We start from the raw sequence: 18,145 nt of genomic DNA on the forward strand, positions 1-18,145 counted from the left end.
TACACCAATTGTGGTACGCTTTGTCCAGTGCAACTTTACTAAAAAGTGATAAAAGTCGCGTTATTTTTGATGTTAATTATTTTACCCATTGATTTTAAAGAGTTTACTAAAATTTCATTTGTCTCAAAACTGAAAGCGCATCCAGGCAAAGTACACATTGCCATTGTTATAGGTACCCGGAATGTAGGTCATCTGAAAAGTCACTGGACCATAACCCACAGAGGCCAATGGCAGTAGAACCGGGAGAGGGATGTAATTCCAGTTATCGCGTGCCCTTACGCCAGCGGTGAATCCCAGTCCTAAATGAAAATTTTCATCCGCCAGCGGTCGCCAGGTACTTTCCCATCCGTATCCGGCAATCGGTTCCCATTTGTTCCACGAGTCCTTAAATGCCATGGCATACAGGCCATGCCAGTTTCCTTTTTCATCCCATCGCGACTGACCAAAACCGCCACCCCACGGTCGCTCGTTATAGCGATCGGTTTTTTCTTTGTCGTAAGCGAAACGTGCATGCCAGGTGATGGCAGGAATATATAAATCATAATGTTCAGGCTGTTGCCAGGTTTGAGCAATATTTTCTCTAAACGTTGTCATCCACTCATCTGCGTTAGCAAAAACTTTACCAACGCTGATTAACTGAATAAAAACAAAGGAAAAGATAGCAACATATTTACTCACGTTCATTTGTGACCATAAAACATTTATCAAAAATCTACTACTAGCATAGCAAAGCTACAATTAACATAACCTTAATAGCCCCAACATAAAGAACAATCTGAATAGCTGCTCTATTTATTTCCGCTTGTTTAAGTTAAATATTTCCGCGCATCGATTAAAGATGATGTATCGTTTTCTGCGATGGGAATAGTCATAAAAAAACCAAGTCTTTTTTGATGACAAAATACAACCAAGAAAAAATTACTTTATTTTTTAATAGGATACAAAAAACCTCTTAACGAAGAATATATTATATATCGTCAACCTATGCTCATGTTAGATTGTTTTTTGAGCGCACAGCCGCAGCTAACACCATTGCAATTAACAAATTTGCATCAATCCACCATCAATTTACACACATTATTATGTGATAATTGCCAACCGCTAAATATGCGTTTTGTTATCTATGTATAAAAACAGCAAATTCAATGTCTTAATGGCAGTTTTTCTTGATTTTAATCAGCATTCATCGCCAATTTATTGGGCATATTTTTTCCTTAAGCTTTAGGAATTTTTTATTATTTACTTTGGGGCCTGGAGACAGGAAAAATTATGCTGACATTCATTGAACTCCTTATTGGGGTTGTGGTTATTGTGGGTGTAGCTCGCTACATCATTAAAGGGTATTCCGCCACTGGCGTGTTATTTGTCGGTGGCCTGTTATTGCTGATTATCAGTGCCATTATGGGGCACAAAGTGTTACCGTCCAGCCAGGCTTCAACAGGCTACAGCGCCACGGATATCGTTGAATACGTTAAAATATTGCTAATGAGCCGCGGCGGCGACCTCGGCATGATGATTATGATGCTGTGTGGCTTTGCCGCTTACATGACCCATATCGGCGCGAATGATATGGTGGTCAAGCTGGCGTCAAAACCATTGCAGTATATTAACTCCCCTTACCTGCTGATGATTGCCGCCTATTTTGTCGCCTGTCTGATGTCTCTGGCCGTCTCTTCCGCGACCGGTCTGGGTGTTTTGCTGATGGCAACCCTGTTTCCGGTGATGGTAAACGTTGGTATCAGCCGTGGTGCAGCTGCTGCTATTTGTGCCTCCCCGGCGGCGATTATTCTCGCACCGACTTCAGGGGATGTGGTGCTGGCGGCGCAGGCTTCCGAAATGTCGCTGATTGACTTCGCCTTCAAAACGACGCTGCCTATCTCAATTGCTGCAATTATCGGCATGGCGATCGCCCACTTCTTCTGGCAACGTTATCTGGATAAAAAAGAGCACATCTCTCATGAAATGTTAGATGTCAGTGAAATCACCACCACTGCTCCTGCGTTTTATGCCATTTTGCCGTTCACGCCGATCATCGGAGTGCTGATTTTTGACGGCAAATGGGGTCCGCAATTACACATCATCACTATTCTGGTGATTTGTATGCTGATTGCCTCCATTCTGGAGTTCATCCGCAGCTTTAATACCCAGAAAGTTTTCTCTGGTCTGGAAGTGGCTTATCGCGGGATGGCAGATGCGTTTGCTAACGTGGTGATGCTGCTGGTTGCCGCTGGGGTATTCGCTCAGGGGCTTAGCACCATCGGCTTTATTCAAAGTCTGATTTCTATCGCCACCTCGTTTGGTTCGGCGAGTATCATCCTGATGCTGGTATTAGTGATCCTGACAATGCTGGCGGCAGTCACGACCGGTTCAGGCAATGCGCCGTTTTATGCGTTTGTTGAGATGATCCCGAAACTGGCGCACTCTTCCGGCATTAACCCGGCGTATTTGACTATCCCAATGCTGCAGGCGTCAAACCTCGGTCGTACCCTGTCACCCGTTTCTGGCGTAGTCGTTGCGGTTGCCGGGATGGCGAAAATCTCACCATTTGAAGTCGTAAAACGCACCTCGGTGCCGGTGCTTGTTGGGCTGGTGATTGTTATCGTTGCTACAGAGCTGATGGTGCCAGGAACGGCAGCCGCGGTCACAGGCAAGTAAATAGTCATGCCGGAGGCAAGTTTCCTCCGGCTTTATCATGTCACCCACTGTGGTATATGCGTTGCGGTCTGCCAACTTTGCCGTGAACAATTTCAGCAATAATCAGATGGCGGCTGGCGCAATATTCAAGATAACGTCTGGCAGTGGTGCGGCTGATAGTCAGTGCCTGCGCCACCGTTTCTGCCGTATGTTGCACACCAGGCTCTTTAAACAGTTTTCGCACCGCGTTTAGCGTCAAGGGGTCAATGCCGGTCGGCAGTTCGTCTTTGGGTTCACCGCGAGCATAGGCATTAAACATCTCATCAATTTGCTTCTGGCTGGCGCTATCAATACTTTCCAGCATATGTTTACGCTGGCGGAAACGGGTTAGCGTTTGCCCCATCCGTTCATAGGCAATTGGCTTAATGAGATAATCAAATACACCACAACGTACGGCCTCAGACACCGTTTCCATATCGCTGGCTGCAGTGGTAAACACCACGTCGCCGGGATAATGCGCCTGCACCAGTTCATGCAGTAAATTAATCCCTCTACCGTCAGGAAGATAGTTATCGAGCAAGATTAGCCCCGGCTTAAAACGCTCGATCATCATTCGGGCCTGCGCCAGGTTTCCCGCCAGTAATATCTGACTGAATCCGGGAATGTGACGAATATATTCCGCATGCATCTCTGCCAGCGGCGTTTCGTCCTCAACGATCAATAGGGTTAATGGAGCTGTCATTAGGTTTCACTTTCGGAATATAGATTGAAAATAAGGTACCGCAGGGATCATTATCTTCGAGAGTGATAACACCACCGCAGCGCGTTACGTAACTGGCAATCAAGTACAACCCAATGCCATGTTCGCCGGGCTCGTCAGCACGCGTACTGACACCCTGCTCAAATATTTTGTCTCGTAGAGACTCTGGAACGCCGCAGCCCTGATCGGCGACTTCAATCACCACATCATCGCCTTCATCGCTGAGGAATAATTCAACGATCTTGTTTCCTTCATCGCTACGCAGGCTGGCTTCGAAGGCGTTATCAAGTAAATTGCCAACAATGGCTGCAAACTCGGTGCTGTCCAGTCCTGGCGGCAGTTGCGAAAGCTGACTTCCGGGGACGATGACCATTTTTAGCCCCAGTTCGCGGGCGCGCTGCACTTTACCAAAAAGCAGCCCCGCCACCTGGCGATCGGCAAACGCCTCGCGCAGGCTATCAATAAGCTGTTGCTGGGCCTGAGACTCCCCCTGCACCATCGCCAACACGCGATCATACTCTTTCATCTGCAACAGACCATTGAGCGTCGACATCCAATTGAGATGCTCGTGTCGCAATGTGCGCAGGCTCTCGACGTATTGTTTAATTTGCGTCAGTTGCGCATTGAGGGTGGATATTTCGTCTTTACTACGAAAGCTGATAATGGCCCCCAGCAAATCATCACCTGAACGAATAGCTTCCCGGTTGGCAATAACGCTCAGACCGTTAAAGTTCGCCACCACATCCTGACGTTTTTCATCAATCTGTTCGGTAAAGAAATCGGCGGGCCTGACCACTTCAGCAATGGGTTTACCCAACCATTGCCGTCCGGGGGAACTCAGACCCAGCATCTTTCTTGCGTTACGATTGATGGCGGTAATGTAACCATGCGGATCCACCGCAATGAGCCCTTCATAAACCGAACTAAACAGCGCCTCTTGCTGACGGACCACGCGTGCGATTTGCTTTGGCTCCATGCCCATCATCTGCCGACGGATATGCGCGGCCAGGAACCACGATAGCAACATCAGAATCCCTAACAGCACGACAAACACGCCAGCCATCGGTAATAAAAACTCAGCCCGCCAGCTATCGATTTTACTCACCAGGTAGCCAATCGACACCACGCCGATGACTTTTCCATCGTCATCAAAGATTGGCGTTTTGGCACGCATCGCCATGCCAATTGACCCTTTCCCGGTGATGAAGTAGCTCTCCCCTTTCTCCAGCGCGCCCGGTTTGGTGAACTGCATAGGATAACCAATTTTCTCCGGATTAGGATGGTAAAGACGAATCGAGTGCCGATCGCCAATCACCACATAATCGAAATCAGTATCTCTTTGTAATTTGTTAGCGATGGTCGCCAGCCTCTTGTAGTCACGCGTTTTCACTGCGCTGATGATACTGTCATTAGAAGCAATAATTTTTGCCTGATTCATTGCCATGTCGCGCACATGAAGCGTTAAATAGTCCTCAAAACTGGCCGTAAAATATTGCGCCAGGGCTGCAATGACAAATATTGAGAACACCAGAATCAGCAAAAAGATACGCAGCGGAAATGCCAGTCTTTGGAAAAATGCAAACTGTTTATTCTCGTTAAGCTGCAACATTGTTTTCCTTGCGGGTTGTCCCGAGCCTCTTTGACGGATGTAATTAAAATGTTGAATCAAAATACATAGATATTAAATATAATCGTGGCAAATTTTATTCATTAAATCAATTAAATCACTTAAACCTGCGGGTCATTTCGTAATTACATTAATTAAAAAACTTAAAACCATTAAATAAATAAAAAACCACTAACTCTATGTGAAATAAATCAAAATTTCACGCTACAATACTCCTTAGGATGTATAGCGAAAGGAGAAAAAGATATACCTCGATCGCCCCCCTTTCTCCCAAGTGAAAATAAAAGGTTATCAGTTTGCAACATCGAACAACATTCGTTGCAAATCGATAACAACATGCACCTTCAGGATACTATTTATTATGTTCGGCAATGATATTTTCACCCGTGTAAAACGTTCAGAAAATAAAAAAATGGCGGAAATCGCCCAATTCCTGCATGAAAATGATTTGAGCGTTGACACCACAGTCGAAGTATTTATTACCGTAACCCGCGATGAAAAGCTTATCGCGTGCGGTGGAATTGCCGGAAATATTATTAAATGCGTTGCTATCAGTGAATCCGTTCGCGGTGAAGGACTGGCGCTGACATTAGCCACCGAGCTAATTAACCTCGCCTATGAGCGGCACAGCACGCATCTGTTTATTTATACCAAAACCGAATACGAGGCGCTGTTCCGCCAGTGCGGTTTTTCCACGCTGACCAGTGTACCCGGCGTGATGGTGCTGATGGAAAACAGCGCCACGCGACTGAAACGCTATGCCGAATCGCTGAAAAAATTTCGTCATCCAGGGAACAAGATTGGCTGCATTGTGATGAACGCCAATCCCTTTACGAATGGTCACCGTTATCTGATTCAACAGGCTGCAGCACAGTGCGACTGGTTGCATCTGTTTTTAGTTAAAGAAGATTCTTCACGCTTTCCCTATGAAGACCGGCTGGATCTGGTGTTAAAAGGCACCGCCGATATTCCACGCCTGACTGTGCATCGCGGCTCCGAATACATCATCTCCCGCGCTACGTTCCCTTGCTACTTCATTAAAGAACAGAGCGTCATTAACCATTGTTACACCGAAATTGATCTGAAGATTTTCCGTCAGTACCTCGCTCCCGCGCTGGGTGTAACTCACCGCTTTGTCGGTACTGAACCCTTTTGTCGCGTTACCGCCCAGTACAACCAGGATATGCGCTACTGGCTGGAAACGCCGACTATCTCCGCACCGCCCATCGAACTGGTTGAAATTGAGCGGCTGCGTTACCAGGAGATGCCGATATCCGCTTCCCGGGTACGTCAACTGCTGGCGAAAAACGATCTCACGGCTATCGCGCCGCTGGTCCCTGCAGTCACGCTGCATTATTTGCAGAACCTGCTTGAGCACTCCCGCCAGGACGCGGCAGCTCGTCAAAAGACCCCCGCATGAGAAACAGGTGAAAAATGAAAATAAACCAGCCCGCCGTTGCAGGCACCCTTGAGTCTGGGGATGTGATGATACGCATCGCCCCACTCGATACGCAGGATATCGACCTGCAAATCAACAGCAGCGTTGAGAAACAGTTTGGCGATGCCATTCGCACCACCATTCTGGACGTTCTCGCCCGCTACAACGTGCGCGGCGTACAGCTGAATGTCGATGACAAAGGCGCACTGGACTGCATTTTACGTGCACGACTGGAAGCCCTGCTGGCACGCGCCAGCGGTATCCCGGCTCTGCCATGGGAGGATTGCCAATGATTTCCGCTTCGCTGCAACAACGTAAAACTCGCACCCGCCGCAGCATGTTGTTTGTGCCTGGTGCCAATGCCGCGATGGTCAGCAACTCCTTCATCTACCCGGCTGATGCCCTGATGTTTGACCTCGAAGACTCCGTGGCATTACGTGAAAAAGACACCGCCCGTCGCATGGTTTACCACGCGCTGCAACATCCGCTGTATCGCGATATTGAAACCATTGTGCGTGTAAACGCGCTGGATTCCGAATGGGGTGTTAACGACCTGGAAGCCGTCGTTCGCGGTGGTGCGGACGTTGTGCGTCTGCCGAAAACCGATACCGCTCAGGATGTTCTGGATATCGAAAAAGAGATCCTGCGCATCGAAAAAGCCTGTGGTCGTGAACCCGGCAGCACCGGCTTGCTGGCGGCGATTGAATCTCCGCTGGGCATTACCCGCGCAGTGGAAATCGCTCACGCTTCCGAGCGTTTGATCGGTATCGCCCTCGGTGCAGAAGACTATGTGCGCAACCTGCGTACAGAACGGTCCCCGGAAGGAACTGAACTGCTGTTCGCTCGCTGCTCCATTTTGCAGGCCGCGCGCTCTGCGGGTATTCAGGCGTTCGATACCGTCTATTCCGACGCTAACAACGAAGCCGGATTCCTGCAAGAAGCCGCCCACATCAAACAGCTGGGCTTTGACGGCAAATCGCTGATCAACCCGCGTCAGATTGATCTGCTGCATAACCTCTACGCACCGACCCAAAAAGAAGTGGATCACGCCCGCCGCGTCGTAGAAGCCGCTGAAGCCGCCGCTCGCGAAGGCCTCGGCGTGGTTTCCCTGAACGGCAAGATGGTGGACGGTCCGGTTATCGATCGCGCCCGTCTGGTGCTCTCCCGTGCAGAACTTTCCGGCATCCGCGAAGAATAAGGCAATCAAAATGACGCAGAAAATTGAACAATCTCAACGACAAGAACGGGTAGCGGCCTGGAATCGTCGCGCTGAATGCGATCTTGCCGCTTTCCAGAACTCGCCAAAGCAAACCTACCAGGCTGAAAAAGCGCGCGATCGCAAACTGTGCGCCAACCTGGAAGAAGCGATTCGTCGCTCTGGTTTACAGGACGGCATGACGGTTTCCTTCCATCACGCTTTCCGTGGCGGTGACCTGACCGTCAATATGGTGATGGACGTCATCGCGAAGATGGGCTTTAAAAACCTGACTCTGGCCTCCAGCTCCCTGAGTGATTGCCATGCGCCGCTGGTAGAACACATTCGCCAGGGCGTGGTTACCCGCATTTATACCTCTGGCCTGCGCGGTCCACTGGCGGAAGAAATCTCCCGTGGTCTGCTGGCGGAACCGGTGCAAATCCACTCTCACGGCGGACGTGTGCATCTGGTACAGAGCGGCGAACTGAATATAGACGTGGCTTTCCTCGGCGTCCCGTCCTGTGATGAATTCGGTAATGCCAACGGCTACACCGGTAAAGCCTGCTGCGGCTCCCTCGGCTATGCAATGGTTGATGCCGACAACGCGAAACAGGTTGTGATGCTCACTGAAGAACTGCTGCCTTATCCTCATAATCCGGCAAGCATTGAGCAAGATCAGGTTGATCTGATCGTCAAAGTTGATCGCGTTGGCGATGCCGCGAAAATCGGCGCTGGCGCGACCCGTATGACCACTAACCCGCGCGAACTGCTTATTGCCCGTAGCGCTGCGGATGTGATTGTCAACTCTGGCTACTTCAAAGAAGGTTTCTCCATGCAAACCGGCACCGGTGGCGCATCGCTGGCGGTAACCCGTTTCCTGGAAGACAAAATGCGTAGCCGCGATATTCGCGCCGACTTCGCCCTCGGCGGTATTACCGCGACGATGGTTGACCTGCACGAAAAAGGTCTGATCCGCAAACTGCTGGATGTGCAGAGCTTTGACAGCCACGCTGCGCAATCGCTGGCCCGTAACCCCAATCACATCGAAATCAGCGCCAACCAGTACGCTAACTGGGGGTCGAAAGGTGCATCGGTTGATCGTCTCGACGTGGTGGTACTAAGCGCGCTGGAAATTGACACCCAGTTCAACGTTAACGTGCTGACCGGCTCTGACGGCGTACTGCGTGGTGCTTCCGGTGGTCACTGCGATACCGCGATTGCCTCTGCGCTTTCCATCATCGTCGCGCCGCTGGTACGCGGTCGTATTCCGACTCTAGTGGATAACGTGCTGACCTGCATCACCCCGGGCTCCAGTGTCGATATTCTGGTCACTGACCACGGTATCGCAGTTAACCCGGCACGTCCGGAGCTGGCAGAACGTCTGCAGGAAGCGGGCATTAAAGTGGTTTCCATTGAGTGGCTGCGTGAACGTGCGCGTCTGCTGACCGGTGAACCACAGCCGATTGAATTCACCGACCGCGTCGTTGCCGTTGTGCGTTACCGCGATGGCTCGGTGATCGATGTTGTGCATCAGGTGAAGGAATAAGCCATGCACCTGCTTCCTGAACTCGCCAGCCACCATGCGGTGTCAATTCCCGAGCTGCTCGTCAGCCGGGATGAAAGGCAAGCACGGCAACACGTCTGGCTCAAGCGCCATCCTGTTCCACTGGTCTCCTTTACCGTGGTTGCGCCTGGGCCGATTAAAGACAGCGAGGTCACACGCCGAATTTTTAATCATGGCGTGACAGCCTTGCGTGCCTTAGCCGCAAAACAGGGCTGGCAAATTCAGGAGCAGGCTGCACTGGTTTCCGCCAGCGGGCCGGAGGGCATGTTGAGCATTGCCGCCCCGGCTCGCGACCTCAAGCTCGCCGCCATTGAGCTTGAACATAGTCATCCTCTCGGGCGGTTATGGGATATCGATGTCCTGACACCCGAAGGCGAAATTCTCTCCCGCCGCGACTATTCACTGCCGCCTCGCCGCTGCCTGTTGTGCGAGCAAAGCGCAGCTGTTTGCGCGCGTGGAAAAACCCATCAACTGACCGATTTACTCAACCGCATGGAGGCGCTGCTGAACGATGTCGATGCCTGCAACGTCAACTAAAACCACAAAGCTTGCGACGTCATTAATCGATGAGTACGCCCTGCTGGGCTGGCGCGCCATGCTGACTGAAGTCAATCTGTCACCGAAACCAGGCCTCGTGGATCGGAATAACTGCGGTGCGCACAAAGATATGGCGCTGGAAGATTTTCACCGCAGCGCGCTGGCGATTCAGGGCTGGTTACCCCGTTTCATTGAATTTGGTGCCTGTAGTGCTGAAATGGCACCAGAAGAGGTACTCCACGGATTACGCCCAATAGGTATGGCTTGCGAAGGTGATATGTTCCGCGCCACTGCGGGCGTAAACACGCATAAAGGCAGCATTTTTTCTTTAGGGCTACTGTGTGCGGCAATTGGCCGTTTGCTTCAACTCAACCAGTCGATAACGCCAATAACAATTTGTGCGACGGCGGCAAGTTTCTGCCGTGGCCTGACCGATCGCGAACTGCGTACCAATAATTCACAACTGACGGCAGGTCAACGGTTGTACCAGCAGCTTGGCCTTACCGGCGCACGCGGTGAAGCCGAAGCGGGTTATCCACTGGTGATCAACCACGCCCTGCCGCATTACCTCACTCTGCTGGATCAGGGGTTAGATCCTGAACTGGCATTGCTCGATACCTTACTCCTACTGATGGCGATCAACGGCGATACCAACGTTGCATCGCGCGGTGGCGAGGGGGGCCTGCGCTGGCTACAGCGCGAGGCGCAAACATTATTGCAAAAAGGGGGCATCCGAACCCCCGCCGATCTCGATTATCTCCGGCAGTTCGACAGGGAGTGTATCGAACGAAATCTCAGTCCAGGCGGCAGTGCCGACCTGCTGATCCTTACCTGGTTTTTAGCACAGATTTAATTATTTAAGCACTTGATAAATTTGGAAATATTAATTTTCGGAGAACCCGTATGTCTTTAGCAAAAGATAATATATGGAAACTATTGGCCCCACTGGTGGTGATGGGCGTCATGTTTCTTATCCCTGTCCCCGACGGTATGCCGCCGCAGGCATGGCATTACTTCGCTGTGTTTGTGGCAATGATTGTAGGCATGATCCTCGAGCCAATTCCGGCAACAGCGATCAGTTTTATTGCGGTTACTATTTGCGTTATTGGCAGTAATTACCTGCTCTTTGATGCCAAAGAATTAGCTGACCCAGCGTTTAATGCGCAAAAACAGGCGCTGAAATGGGGTCTGGCTGGTTTTTCCAGCACCACGGTATGGCTGGTATTTGGCGCATTTATTTTTGCATTAGGGTATGAAGTTTCCGGGTTAGGTCGTCGTATTGCCCTTTTCCTGGTGAAATTCATGGGCAAACGCACGCTGACGTTAGGTTATGCGATTGTCATTATCGACATTCTGCTGGCACCGTTTACACCGTCCAACACCGCGCGTACCGGGGGTACGGTTTTTCCGGTCATTAAAAACCTGCCGCCGTTGTTTAAATCATTCCCGAACGATCCGTCCGCGCGTCGTATTGGCGGCTATTTGATGTGGATGATGGTCATTAGTACCAGTCTGAGTTCGTCCATGTTTGTCACCGGTGCGGCACCAAACGTGCTGGGTCTGGAGTTCGTCAGCAAAATTGCCGGTATCCAGATTAGCTGGTTGCAGTGGTTCCTCTGCTTCCTGCCGGTTGGGGTTATCTTGCTTATCATTGCGCCGTGGCTTTCCTACGTGCTGTACAAACCGGAAATCACACACAGTGAAGAAGTGGCAACCTGGGCGGGTGATGAACTAAAAACCATGGGTGCGCTGACACGCAGAGAGTGGACGCTGATTGGTCTTGTATTGCTCAGCTTAGGTTTGTGGGTATTTGGCAGTGAAGTCATTAATGCTACTGCGGTAGGTCTGCTGGCAGTTTCGCTAATGCTGGCCCTGCACGTTGTGCCGTGGAAAGACATTACCCGCTATAACAGCGCATGGAACACACTGGTCAACCTGGCAACTCTGGTTGTGATGGCTAATGGCCTGACTCGTTCTGGTTTTATTGACTGGTTCGCCGGTACCATGAGTACGCACCTGGAAGGATTCTCACCAAACGCAACGGTGATTGTACTGGTTCTGGTGTTCTACTTTGCGCACTACCTGTTTGCCAGCCTGTCTGCGCACACCGCAACCATGCTGCCGGTTATTCTGGCCGTCGGTAAAGGTATTCCGGGCGTACCAATGGAACAACTGTGTATTCTACTGGTGCTGTCTATCGGTATCATGGGCTGTCTGACGCCGTATGCAACCGGTCCTGGGGTGATTATTTACGGCTGTGGCTATGTGAAATCAAAAGATTACTGGCGTCTTGGCGCAATCTTCGGGGTGATTTACATCTCTATGTTGCTGTTGGTTGGCTGGCCGATTCTCGCCATGTGGAACTAATACGTTCGCCAAACGCTGAATAAATCATCACGCCCGCCAGGTAAGCCCACCTGGCGGGCTTTTTTATGATTTAATAGATAGTATTCAGTGTATGTATGAGTTCCACACCCATTATGAAAGCATTCTGGCGTAACGCCGCGTTGCTCGCGGTTTCTCTGCTTCCCTTCTCTTCTGCCAACGCCGTGGCGTTGCAGGCAAAACAGTATGGCGATTTTGATCGCTATGTCCTGGCCCTCTCCTGGCAAACCGGATTTTGCCAGAGTCAACACGATCGAAATCGTAACGAACGAGATGAATGTCGCCTGCAAACCGAAACGACCAACAAAGCTGATTTTCTGACCGTACATGGTCTGTGGCCAGGATTGCCTAAATCGGTTGCTGCCCGTGGTGTTGATGAACGCCGCTGGATGCGCTTCGGTTGCGCTACTCGCCCAATCCCGAATCTACCAGAAGCGCGCGCCAGCCGAATGTGTTCATCGCCGGAAACCGGGTTATCGCTGGAAACGGCCGCTAAACTAAGTGAAGTCATGCCAGGAGCTGGCGGACGTTCCTGCCTGGAACGCTACGAATATGCCAAACACGGTGCCTGCTTTGGTTTTGATCCAGACGCATACTTCGGCACGATGGTACGCCTGAATCAAGAAATTAAAGAGAGCGAAGCCGGAAAATTCCTTGCGGATAACTACGGTAAAACAGTGAGCCGCCGTGACTTTGACGCCGCCTTTGCCAAAAGCTGGGGAAAAGAGAACGTGAAAGCAGTTAAGCTAACATGCCAGGGTAACCCTGCGTATTTGACTGAAATTCAGATCTCGATCAAAGCTGACGCCATCAACGCTCCGCTTTCTGCCAACTCATTCTTGCCACAACCACACCCAGGCAACTGTGGCAAAACCTTTGTGATTGATAAAGCAGGTTATTAATCCTCTGATTTACAAAAGACGCTAATTCGTCTTCCATAAACCATGACGATTAAGATTTATACATAATGCGCTGCATTGAGGAATTCCCTGAATGTGACGCAAATCACTTCAAAGAGTGAGCAACAGTCAGTATCATCATGTGAGTTAAACCCTCGCCGCCTGACGGTGAGGGTTTTCTTTTGGGTATGTTTATCTGCGACACTCGCAGTACCGACGACATGGAGTAAAAATGTCCAGACCAACTATCATCATTAACGACCTGGATGCCGAACGCATCGATATTCTGCTGGAGCAACCCGCCTATGCTGGTTTGCCAATCGCCGACGCGTTAAACGCAGAGTTGGATCGCGCCCAAATGTGTTCGCCAGAAGAGATGCCACACGACGTGGTGACAATGAACAGCCGGGTTAAATTCCGCAATCTTAGCGATGGCGAAGTGCGTGTGCGCACGCTGGTGTATCCGGCAAAAATGACCGACAGCAATACTCAGCTTTCCGTTATGGCTCCGGTAGGTGCCGCACTGCTGGGGCTGCGCGTTGGCGATTCCATTCACTGGGAACTTCCGGGCGGCGTTGCAACCCACCTTGAAGTGCTGGAACTCGAATACCAGCCAGAAGCTGCTGGCGACTACCTGCTTTAATCCCATCTGCACAAGCGATAACTCGCTTTGCCCAGAGGATGCACTCGCATCCTCTTTCCGCTCAAATATCAACCAGATTTATCATTTTGCTCTTAAGCGCAGCATTCTAATCTGAACTGGTTATTCATCTGCGGAACCTCATATGAGCGAAGCTCTCGGTATCACTGCATTTTATATATTCATAGCCGCAATTATTGTTGCTGCAGTGCTATACCTTGAACAACGCTGGTAGCGCCTGGTTTTATTTATTTTCCAGCTCAATAGCAAATTCAGATCAAATCAGCCTCGCAAATTATAGATTCATAACCAATAATGTGTTGTTATGTATACATGCAAAAACAAGGAGAGAATGCTTATGTACAAAACAATCATCATGCCAGTGGATGTTTTCGAAATGGAATTGAGCGACAAAGCGATTCGCCACGCTGAATTCCTCGCCCAGGATGACGGAGTTATTCATCTACTTCACGTACTACCCGGGTCAGCCAGCCTGAGCCTGCACCGTTTTGCCGCTGATGTGCGTCGTTTTGAAGAGCATCTGCAACATGAAGCAGAAGAACGTCTGCAAACGATGGTCAGCCACTTCACCATCGATCCTTCCCGCATTAAACAACATGTCCGTTTTGGTAGCGTGCGGGATGAAGTCAATGAGTTGGCAGAAGAACTGGGGGCTGATGTTGTCGTTATCGGTTCGCGCAACCCATCGATTTCGACCCATCTGTTAGGTTCTAACGCCTCAAGCGTTATCCGCCACGCCAATCTGCCGGTGCTGGTCGTTCGCTAATAGATAAAAGTATTTATGTCGCCCTGCCCGGAGCCATCCCGGCGGGGCTTTTTATTGCCATAAAAAAGCCGCCAGGTTTGACCCCGGCGGCTAAGCAATTGCAGGTGAATCTTACTTCTTCTTATGCAGTTTTGGTGCGAATCAGGTAGTCAAAAGCACTCAGAGAGGCTTTGGCACCTTCGCCAGTAGCGATGATGATCTGCTTGTACGGAACCGTAGTACAGTCACCCGCTGCGAACACGCCTTTCACGTTGGTTTCGCATTTCGCATCAATGATAATCTCGCCCATGCGGTTACGTTCGACTGCGCCTTCGAGCCAGTTGGTGTTCGGCAGCAGACCAATCTGCACGAAAATACCGGCCAGTTCGATGTTGTGAATATCGCCGCTGACACGATCTCGATATTCCAGACCTACGACTTTGCTACCGTCGCCTTTCACTTCCGTGGTTTGCGCATTCAGAATAATGTCGACGTTTTTCAGGCTGCGCAGTTTGTCCTGCAGAACCTGGTCGGCTTTCATTTCTGGCGCAAATTCCAGCAGCGTTACGTGCTCAACGATACCCGCCAGGTCAATTGCCGCTTCCACGCCGGAGTTACCGCCGCCGATAACCGCTACGCGTTTACCTTTAAACAGCGGGCCGTCGCAGTGCGGGCAGTAGGTCACGCCTTTGGTGCGATACTGATCTTCGCCCGGAACGTTCATGTTGCGCCATTTTGCACCGGTCGCCACGATAATGCTGCGTGCTTTCAGTACCGCGCCAGAAGCTGTTTCAATCTGATGCAGGCCACCTTCAACCGCTGCCGGGATCAGTTTGCTGGCGCTCTGGCTGTCGATCACATCAACGTCGTATTCATCAACGTGAACTTTCAGCGCACCTGCCAGTTTCTGGCCTTCGGTCTTCGGTACAGAAATGTAGTTTTCGATATCAACGGTATCGAGGATCTGACCTCCAAAACGTTCGCCCATCAAACCAGTACGGATACCTTTACGTGCGGAGTAAATTGCTGCCGCTGCACCCGCCGGGCCGGAACCGACGATTAATACGTCATAAGCATCACGCTTGTTCAGCTCTTCTGCCGCACGTTTTTCCGCGCCAGTATCAATTTTGGCGACGATTTCAGTCAACGTCATGCGACCCTGACCAAACTCTTTCCCGTTTACGAACACTGCCGGAACGCCCATCACGTTGCGATCGGTGATTTCGTTCTGGAAGGTGCCGCCGTCAATTGCAGTGTGCTTGATGCGCGGGTTCAGTACGCTCATCAGATTCAGCGCCTGCACCACATCCGGGCAGTTGTGGCAAGAGAGCGAGTAATAGGTTTCGAATTCAAAATCACCGTCAATATGGCGAATCTGCTCCAGCAGAGACTGCGCTTCTTTCGACGGATGACCACCGGTCCACAACAACGCCAGTACCAGCGAGGTAAACTCGTGGCCCAGCGGGGAACCTGCAAAACGTGGCCCCTGGTTGGAACCTGGGTTAGTGATCAGGAAAGACGGCTTACGCACCGGCAAGCTGTTATCTTCTTTAAAGGTGACTTTGTCTGACAGTTCTGCGATTTCAGCCAACAGTTCCTTGATTTCTGCCGATTTAGCGCTGTCATCCAGCGTGGCAATTAACTCAACAGGCTTGGTCAATTTCTCAAGGTAAGCCTTGAGTTGAGTTTTCATATTTGTGTCGAGCATGTTTATCTCCTGGGCTTTAAACATCATCATGCAAGCGGCCTCTGCGGCTACCTGGATGCAGCTTGCATCATGGTGCGGGGAAGAAAATCGGGTGCCGCAGCACCCGAAGAATTAGGTGAATTTCCGAAGTATTTCACACCAGAGCAAGGCGGCTAGCCTGTGAATCCCCGGGAGCTTACACAAGTAAGTGACCGGGGTGAGCGGGCGACGCCAACGCCGCTATGGCGTGAAAGACGAAGGAAATTTAGATTTTACCAACCAGGTCCAGAGACGGAGCCAGAGTTGCTTCACCTTCTTTCCATTTAGCCGGGCAAACTTCACCTGGGTGAGAAGCTACGTACTGTGCTGCTTTGATTTTACGCAGCAGGTCAGACGCGTCACGGCCAATGCCTTCAGCGGTAACTTCGATTGCCTGGATGATACCCTGCGGGTCAACAACGAAGGTCGCACGGTCAGCCAGACCTTCATCTTCACGCATGTTGTCGAAGTTACGGGTCAGGGCGCCAGTCGGGTCGCCGATCATCGCATATTTGATTTTAGCGATGGTTTCAGAGCTGCTGTGCCATGCTTTGTGGGTGAAGTGAGTATCGGTAGATACTGCGTATACGTCTACGCCCAGTTTCTGCAGTTCTTCGTAATGGTCAGCAACGTCACCCAGTTCGGTCGGGCATACGAAAGTAAAGTCAGCCGGGTAGAAGAAGAAGACGCTCCAGCGGCCTTCGGTATCTTTTTCGGTGATTTCGATGAATTCGCCGTTTTTGAATGCCTGGTTTTTAAAAGGTTTAATTTTGGTGTTAATCAAGGACATCTATACTTCCTCCGTGTTTTCGATGAGATGTAAGGTAACCAATTTTTGCCGATTCGGCTAATGCGTTTCCATTATCAAATCGATAAGTTTTACCTTACAACCTTCGTAAGACAACTTTGTGAACTTTGCACCGCCAGCGGCGATAAAAAGTAAAATGGCCCCCTTTCCAGGTGACCGTGTAATCTGAACTACCCTTTGGTATCTTCAGCGCCTGCCTGCAGGCTGAGGTGTTGCCCTTACAAATGCAACAACGACATGGATTACAACACCCTCATAAACAAAGGGCAATCACCTGATCTAAGCTCTTACCTATGACAGTGATAGGTTATGCCTTTTACCCGACTTTTGCACTGACTGAAAAGGACAAATTAATGTTAAAAAAGATACTTTTACTGGCTCTGCTTCCTGCAATCGCCTTCGCAGAGGAACTTCCTGCTCCAGTAAAAGCGATTGAAAAACAGGGTATTACGATCATCAAAACGTTCGATGCCCCCGGAGGAATGAAAGGTTATCTCGGCAAGTATCAGGATATGGGCGTCACCATCTACCTGACTCCAGATGGTAAGCACGCTATCTCTGGTTACATGTACAACGAGAAAGGTGAAAACCTGAGTAACACACTTATCGAAAAAGAAATTTACGCACCAGCCGGACGCGAAATGTGGCAACGGATGGAACAATCCCACTGGCTCCTCGACGGTAAAAAAGACGCGCCGGTCATTGTTTACGTCTTCGCCGATCCGTTCTGCCCATATTGTAAACAGTTCTGGCAGCAGGCGCGCCCGTGGGTAGATTCTGGCAAAGTGCAATTAAGAACATTGTTGGTTGGGGTTATCAAGCCAGAAAGCCCGGCGACAGCAGCGGCAATTCTTGCCTCCAAAGATCCCGCAAAAACCTGGCAAGAATATGAAGCCTCTGGTGGCAAGCTTAAGCTAAACGTGCCTGCAAACGTAAGTACAGAGCAAATGAAAGTGTTAAGCGACAACGAGAAACTCATGGACGATCTGGGGGCAAATGTCACACCAGCTATCTATTACATGAGTAAGGAGAATACGCTGCAACAGGCCGTGGGGTTGCCCGATCAGAAAACGCTTAATATCATTATGGGGAATAAATAAAAGGTAATTCATGGATGGTTGAACTATATCCCTGCTTTTCAACCATCCTAAAAAAGCATGAATTGC

18 protein-coding genes are annotated in these 18,145 nt (G+C 50.3%); 13 read left to right on the forward strand and 5 right to left on the reverse strand.

The window, feature by feature from the left end:
- Positions 1-123 precede the first annotated feature (123 nt).
- A complete protein-coding gene (gene pagP, locus ACJHX3_RS13465) occupies positions 124-684 on the reverse strand; it encodes a lipid IV(A) palmitoyltransferase PagP (RefSeq protein ID WP_094308233.1) in 561 nt (186 codons plus the stop codon).
- Positions 685-1,269: 585 nt separating this feature from the next.
- Between pagP and dcuC the strand changes: the two genes are divergently transcribed.
- Complete coding sequence (gene dcuC / locus ACJHX3_RS13470) at positions 1,270-2,655, forward strand: anaerobic C4-dicarboxylate transporter DcuC (protein WP_000955057.1); 1,386 nt, start codon at positions 1,270-1,272, stop codon at positions 2,653-2,655.
- Between the two features lie 40 nt (positions 2,656-2,695).
- On the opposite strand, the gene dpiA is transcribed toward dcuC, so the two are convergent.
- Complete coding sequence (dpiA, locus tag ACJHX3_RS13475) at positions 2,696-3,376, reverse strand: two-component response regulator DpiA (protein ID WP_000126507.1); 681 nt, start codon at positions 3,374-3,376, stop codon at positions 2,696-2,698.
- On the reverse strand, positions 3,345-5,003 hold the full coding sequence (gene dpiB / locus ACJHX3_RS13480; protein ID WP_001353363.1) for a sensor histidine kinase DpiB: 1,659 nt from the start codon (positions 5,001-5,003) through the stop codon (positions 3,345-3,347). The genes dpiA and dpiB overlap by 32 nt, the downstream gene beginning before the upstream one ends.
- Before the next feature lie 379 nt (positions 5,004-5,382).
- Between dpiB and citC the strand changes: the two genes are divergently transcribed.
- From citC to uspG, 11 genes are all read left to right on the forward strand, one after another.
- On the forward strand, positions 5,383-6,441 hold the full coding sequence (citC, locus tag ACJHX3_RS13485) for a [citrate (pro-3S)-lyase] ligase (protein ID WP_000467705.1): 1,059 nt from the start codon (positions 5,383-5,385) through the stop codon (positions 6,439-6,441).
- A 14-nt stretch (positions 6,442-6,455) separates the two neighbouring features.
- Positions 6,456-6,752, forward strand: a complete 297-nt coding sequence (gene citD / locus ACJHX3_RS13490; RefSeq protein ID WP_000700703.1) for a citrate lyase acyl carrier protein — start codon at positions 6,456-6,458, stop codon at positions 6,750-6,752.
- Positions 6,749-7,657 carry a citrate (pro-3S)-lyase subunit beta gene (gene citE / locus ACJHX3_RS13495; protein ID WP_000622357.1) on the forward strand — a complete coding sequence of 303 codons (909 nt, stop codon included), beginning with the start codon at positions 6,749-6,751 and terminating at the stop codon, positions 7,655-7,657. The genes citD and citE overlap by 4 nt, the downstream gene beginning before the upstream one ends.
- Before the next feature lie 10 nt (positions 7,658-7,667).
- A complete protein-coding gene (gene citF, locus ACJHX3_RS13500; RefSeq protein ID WP_000192245.1) occupies positions 7,668-9,200 on the forward strand; it encodes a citrate lyase subunit alpha in 1,533 nt (510 codons plus the stop codon).
- A gap of 3 nt (positions 9,201-9,203) precedes the next feature.
- A complete protein-coding gene (gene citX, locus ACJHX3_RS13505) occupies positions 9,204-9,755 on the forward strand; it encodes a citrate lyase holo-[acyl-carrier protein] synthase (protein ID WP_094321793.1) in 552 nt (183 codons plus the stop codon).
- Positions 9,730-10,608 carry a triphosphoribosyl-dephospho-CoA synthase CitG gene (citG, locus tag ACJHX3_RS13510; RefSeq protein WP_042064018.1) on the forward strand — a complete coding sequence of 293 codons (879 nt, stop codon included), beginning with the start codon at positions 9,730-9,732 and terminating at the stop codon, positions 10,606-10,608. The genes citX and citG overlap by 26 nt, the downstream gene beginning before the upstream one ends.
- A gap of 50 nt (positions 10,609-10,658) precedes the next feature.
- Positions 10,659-12,122, forward strand: coding sequence for a citrate/succinate antiporter CitT (gene citT, locus ACJHX3_RS13515; protein ID WP_000050323.1), 1,464 nt, complete (start codon positions 10,659-10,661; stop codon positions 12,120-12,122).
- 113 nt (positions 12,123-12,235) lie between these two features.
- Positions 12,236-13,042 carry a ribonuclease I gene (gene rna, locus ACJHX3_RS13520; RefSeq protein WP_001295857.1) on the forward strand — a complete coding sequence of 269 codons (807 nt, stop codon included), beginning with the start codon at positions 12,236-12,238 and terminating at the stop codon, positions 13,040-13,042.
- 229 nt (positions 13,043-13,271) lie between these two features.
- On the forward strand, positions 13,272-13,682 hold the full coding sequence (gene rnk / locus ACJHX3_RS13525; RefSeq protein WP_000089731.1) for a nucleoside diphosphate kinase regulator: 411 nt from the start codon (positions 13,272-13,274) through the stop codon (positions 13,680-13,682).
- 142 nt (positions 13,683-13,824) lie between these two features.
- The gene (gene yldA / locus ACJHX3_RS13530) at positions 13,825-13,914 is read left to right on the forward strand and encodes a small membrane protein YldA (protein WP_001287361.1); all 90 of its coding nucleotides are present in this window, start codon (positions 13,825-13,827) and stop codon (positions 13,912-13,914) included.
- A 123-nt stretch (positions 13,915-14,037) separates the two neighbouring features.
- Positions 14,038-14,466 (forward strand): universal stress protein UspG, encoded by a 429-nt coding sequence (gene uspG / locus ACJHX3_RS13535; RefSeq protein WP_024216675.1) that lies wholly within the window; start codon positions 14,038-14,040, stop codon positions 14,464-14,466.
- Positions 14,467-14,587: 121 nt separating this feature from the next.
- Here uspG and ahpF read toward each other — a convergent pair whose 3' ends face one another.
- Both ahpF and ahpC read right to left on the reverse strand, forming a co-directional pair.
- Positions 14,588-16,153, reverse strand: coding sequence for an alkyl hydroperoxide reductase subunit F (ahpF, locus tag ACJHX3_RS13540; protein WP_000887629.1), 1,566 nt, complete (start codon positions 16,151-16,153; stop codon positions 14,588-14,590).
- A 244-nt stretch (positions 16,154-16,397) separates the two neighbouring features.
- On the reverse strand, positions 16,398-16,961 hold the full coding sequence (ahpC, locus tag ACJHX3_RS13545) for an alkyl hydroperoxide reductase subunit C (RefSeq protein WP_000052796.1): 564 nt from the start codon (positions 16,959-16,961) through the stop codon (positions 16,398-16,400).
- Between the two features lie 371 nt (positions 16,962-17,332).
- On the opposite strand from ahpC, the gene dsbG reads away from it, so the two are divergent.
- On the forward strand, positions 17,333-18,079 hold the full coding sequence (gene dsbG / locus ACJHX3_RS13550) for a thiol:disulfide interchange protein DsbG (RefSeq protein WP_001301891.1): 747 nt from the start codon (positions 17,333-17,335) through the stop codon (positions 18,077-18,079).
- Positions 18,080-18,145 lie beyond the last annotated feature (66 nt).

The organism is Escherichia sp. WS1265, from assembly GCF_046487585.1.
Taxonomy (GTDB): domain Bacteria; phylum Pseudomonadota; class Gammaproteobacteria; order Enterobacterales; family Enterobacteriaceae; genus Escherichia; species Escherichia coli.

Bases quoted from the DNA above. Each gene is read 5' to 3' on its own strand.
- pagP (WP_094308233.1), bottom strand. From the start codon at position 684: ATGAACGTGAGTAAATATGTTGCTATCTTTTCCTTTGTTTTTATTCAG.
- dcuC (WP_000955057.1), top strand. From the start codon at position 1,270: ATGCTGACATTCATTGAACTCCTTATTGGGGTTGTGGTTATTGTGGGT.
- dpiA (WP_000126507.1), bottom strand. From the start codon at position 3,376: ATGACAGCTCCATTAACCCTATTGATCGTTGAGGACGAAACGCCGCTG.
- dpiB (WP_001353363.1), bottom strand. From the start codon at position 5,003: ATGTTGCAGCTTAACGAGAATAAACAGTTTGCATTTTTCCAAAGACTG.
- citC (WP_000467705.1), top strand. From the start codon at position 5,383: ATGTTCGGCAATGATATTTTCACCCGTGTAAAACGTTCAGAAAATAAA.
- citD (WP_000700703.1), top strand. From the start codon at position 6,456: ATGAAAATAAACCAGCCCGCCGTTGCAGGCACCCTTGAGTCTGGGGAT.
- citE (WP_000622357.1), top strand. From the start codon at position 6,749: ATGATTTCCGCTTCGCTGCAACAACGTAAAACTCGCACCCGCCGCAGC.
- citF (WP_000192245.1), top strand. From the start codon at position 7,668: ATGACGCAGAAAATTGAACAATCTCAACGACAAGAACGGGTAGCGGCC.
- citX (WP_094321793.1), top strand. From the start codon at position 9,204: ATGCACCTGCTTCCTGAACTCGCCAGCCACCATGCGGTGTCAATTCCC.
- citG (WP_042064018.1), top strand. From the start codon at position 9,730: ATGTCGATGCCTGCAACGTCAACTAAAACCACAAAGCTTGCGACGTCA.
- citT (WP_000050323.1), top strand. From the start codon at position 10,659: ATGTCTTTAGCAAAAGATAATATATGGAAACTATTGGCCCCACTGGTG.
- rna (WP_001295857.1), top strand. From the start codon at position 12,236: ATGAAAGCATTCTGGCGTAACGCCGCGTTGCTCGCGGTTTCTCTGCTT.
- rnk (WP_000089731.1), top strand. From the start codon at position 13,272: ATGTCCAGACCAACTATCATCATTAACGACCTGGATGCCGAACGCATC.
- yldA (WP_001287361.1), top strand. From the start codon at position 13,825: ATGAGCGAAGCTCTCGGTATCACTGCATTTTATATATTCATAGCCGCA.
- uspG (WP_024216675.1), top strand. From the start codon at position 14,038: ATGTACAAAACAATCATCATGCCAGTGGATGTTTTCGAAATGGAATTG.
- ahpF (WP_000887629.1), bottom strand. From the start codon at position 16,153: ATGCTCGACACAAATATGAAAACTCAACTCAAGGCTTACCTTGAGAAA.
- ahpC (WP_000052796.1), bottom strand. From the start codon at position 16,961: ATGTCCTTGATTAACACCAAAATTAAACCTTTTAAAAACCAGGCATTC.
- dsbG (WP_001301891.1), top strand. From the start codon at position 17,333: ATGTTAAAAAAGATACTTTTACTGGCTCTGCTTCCTGCAATCGCCTTC.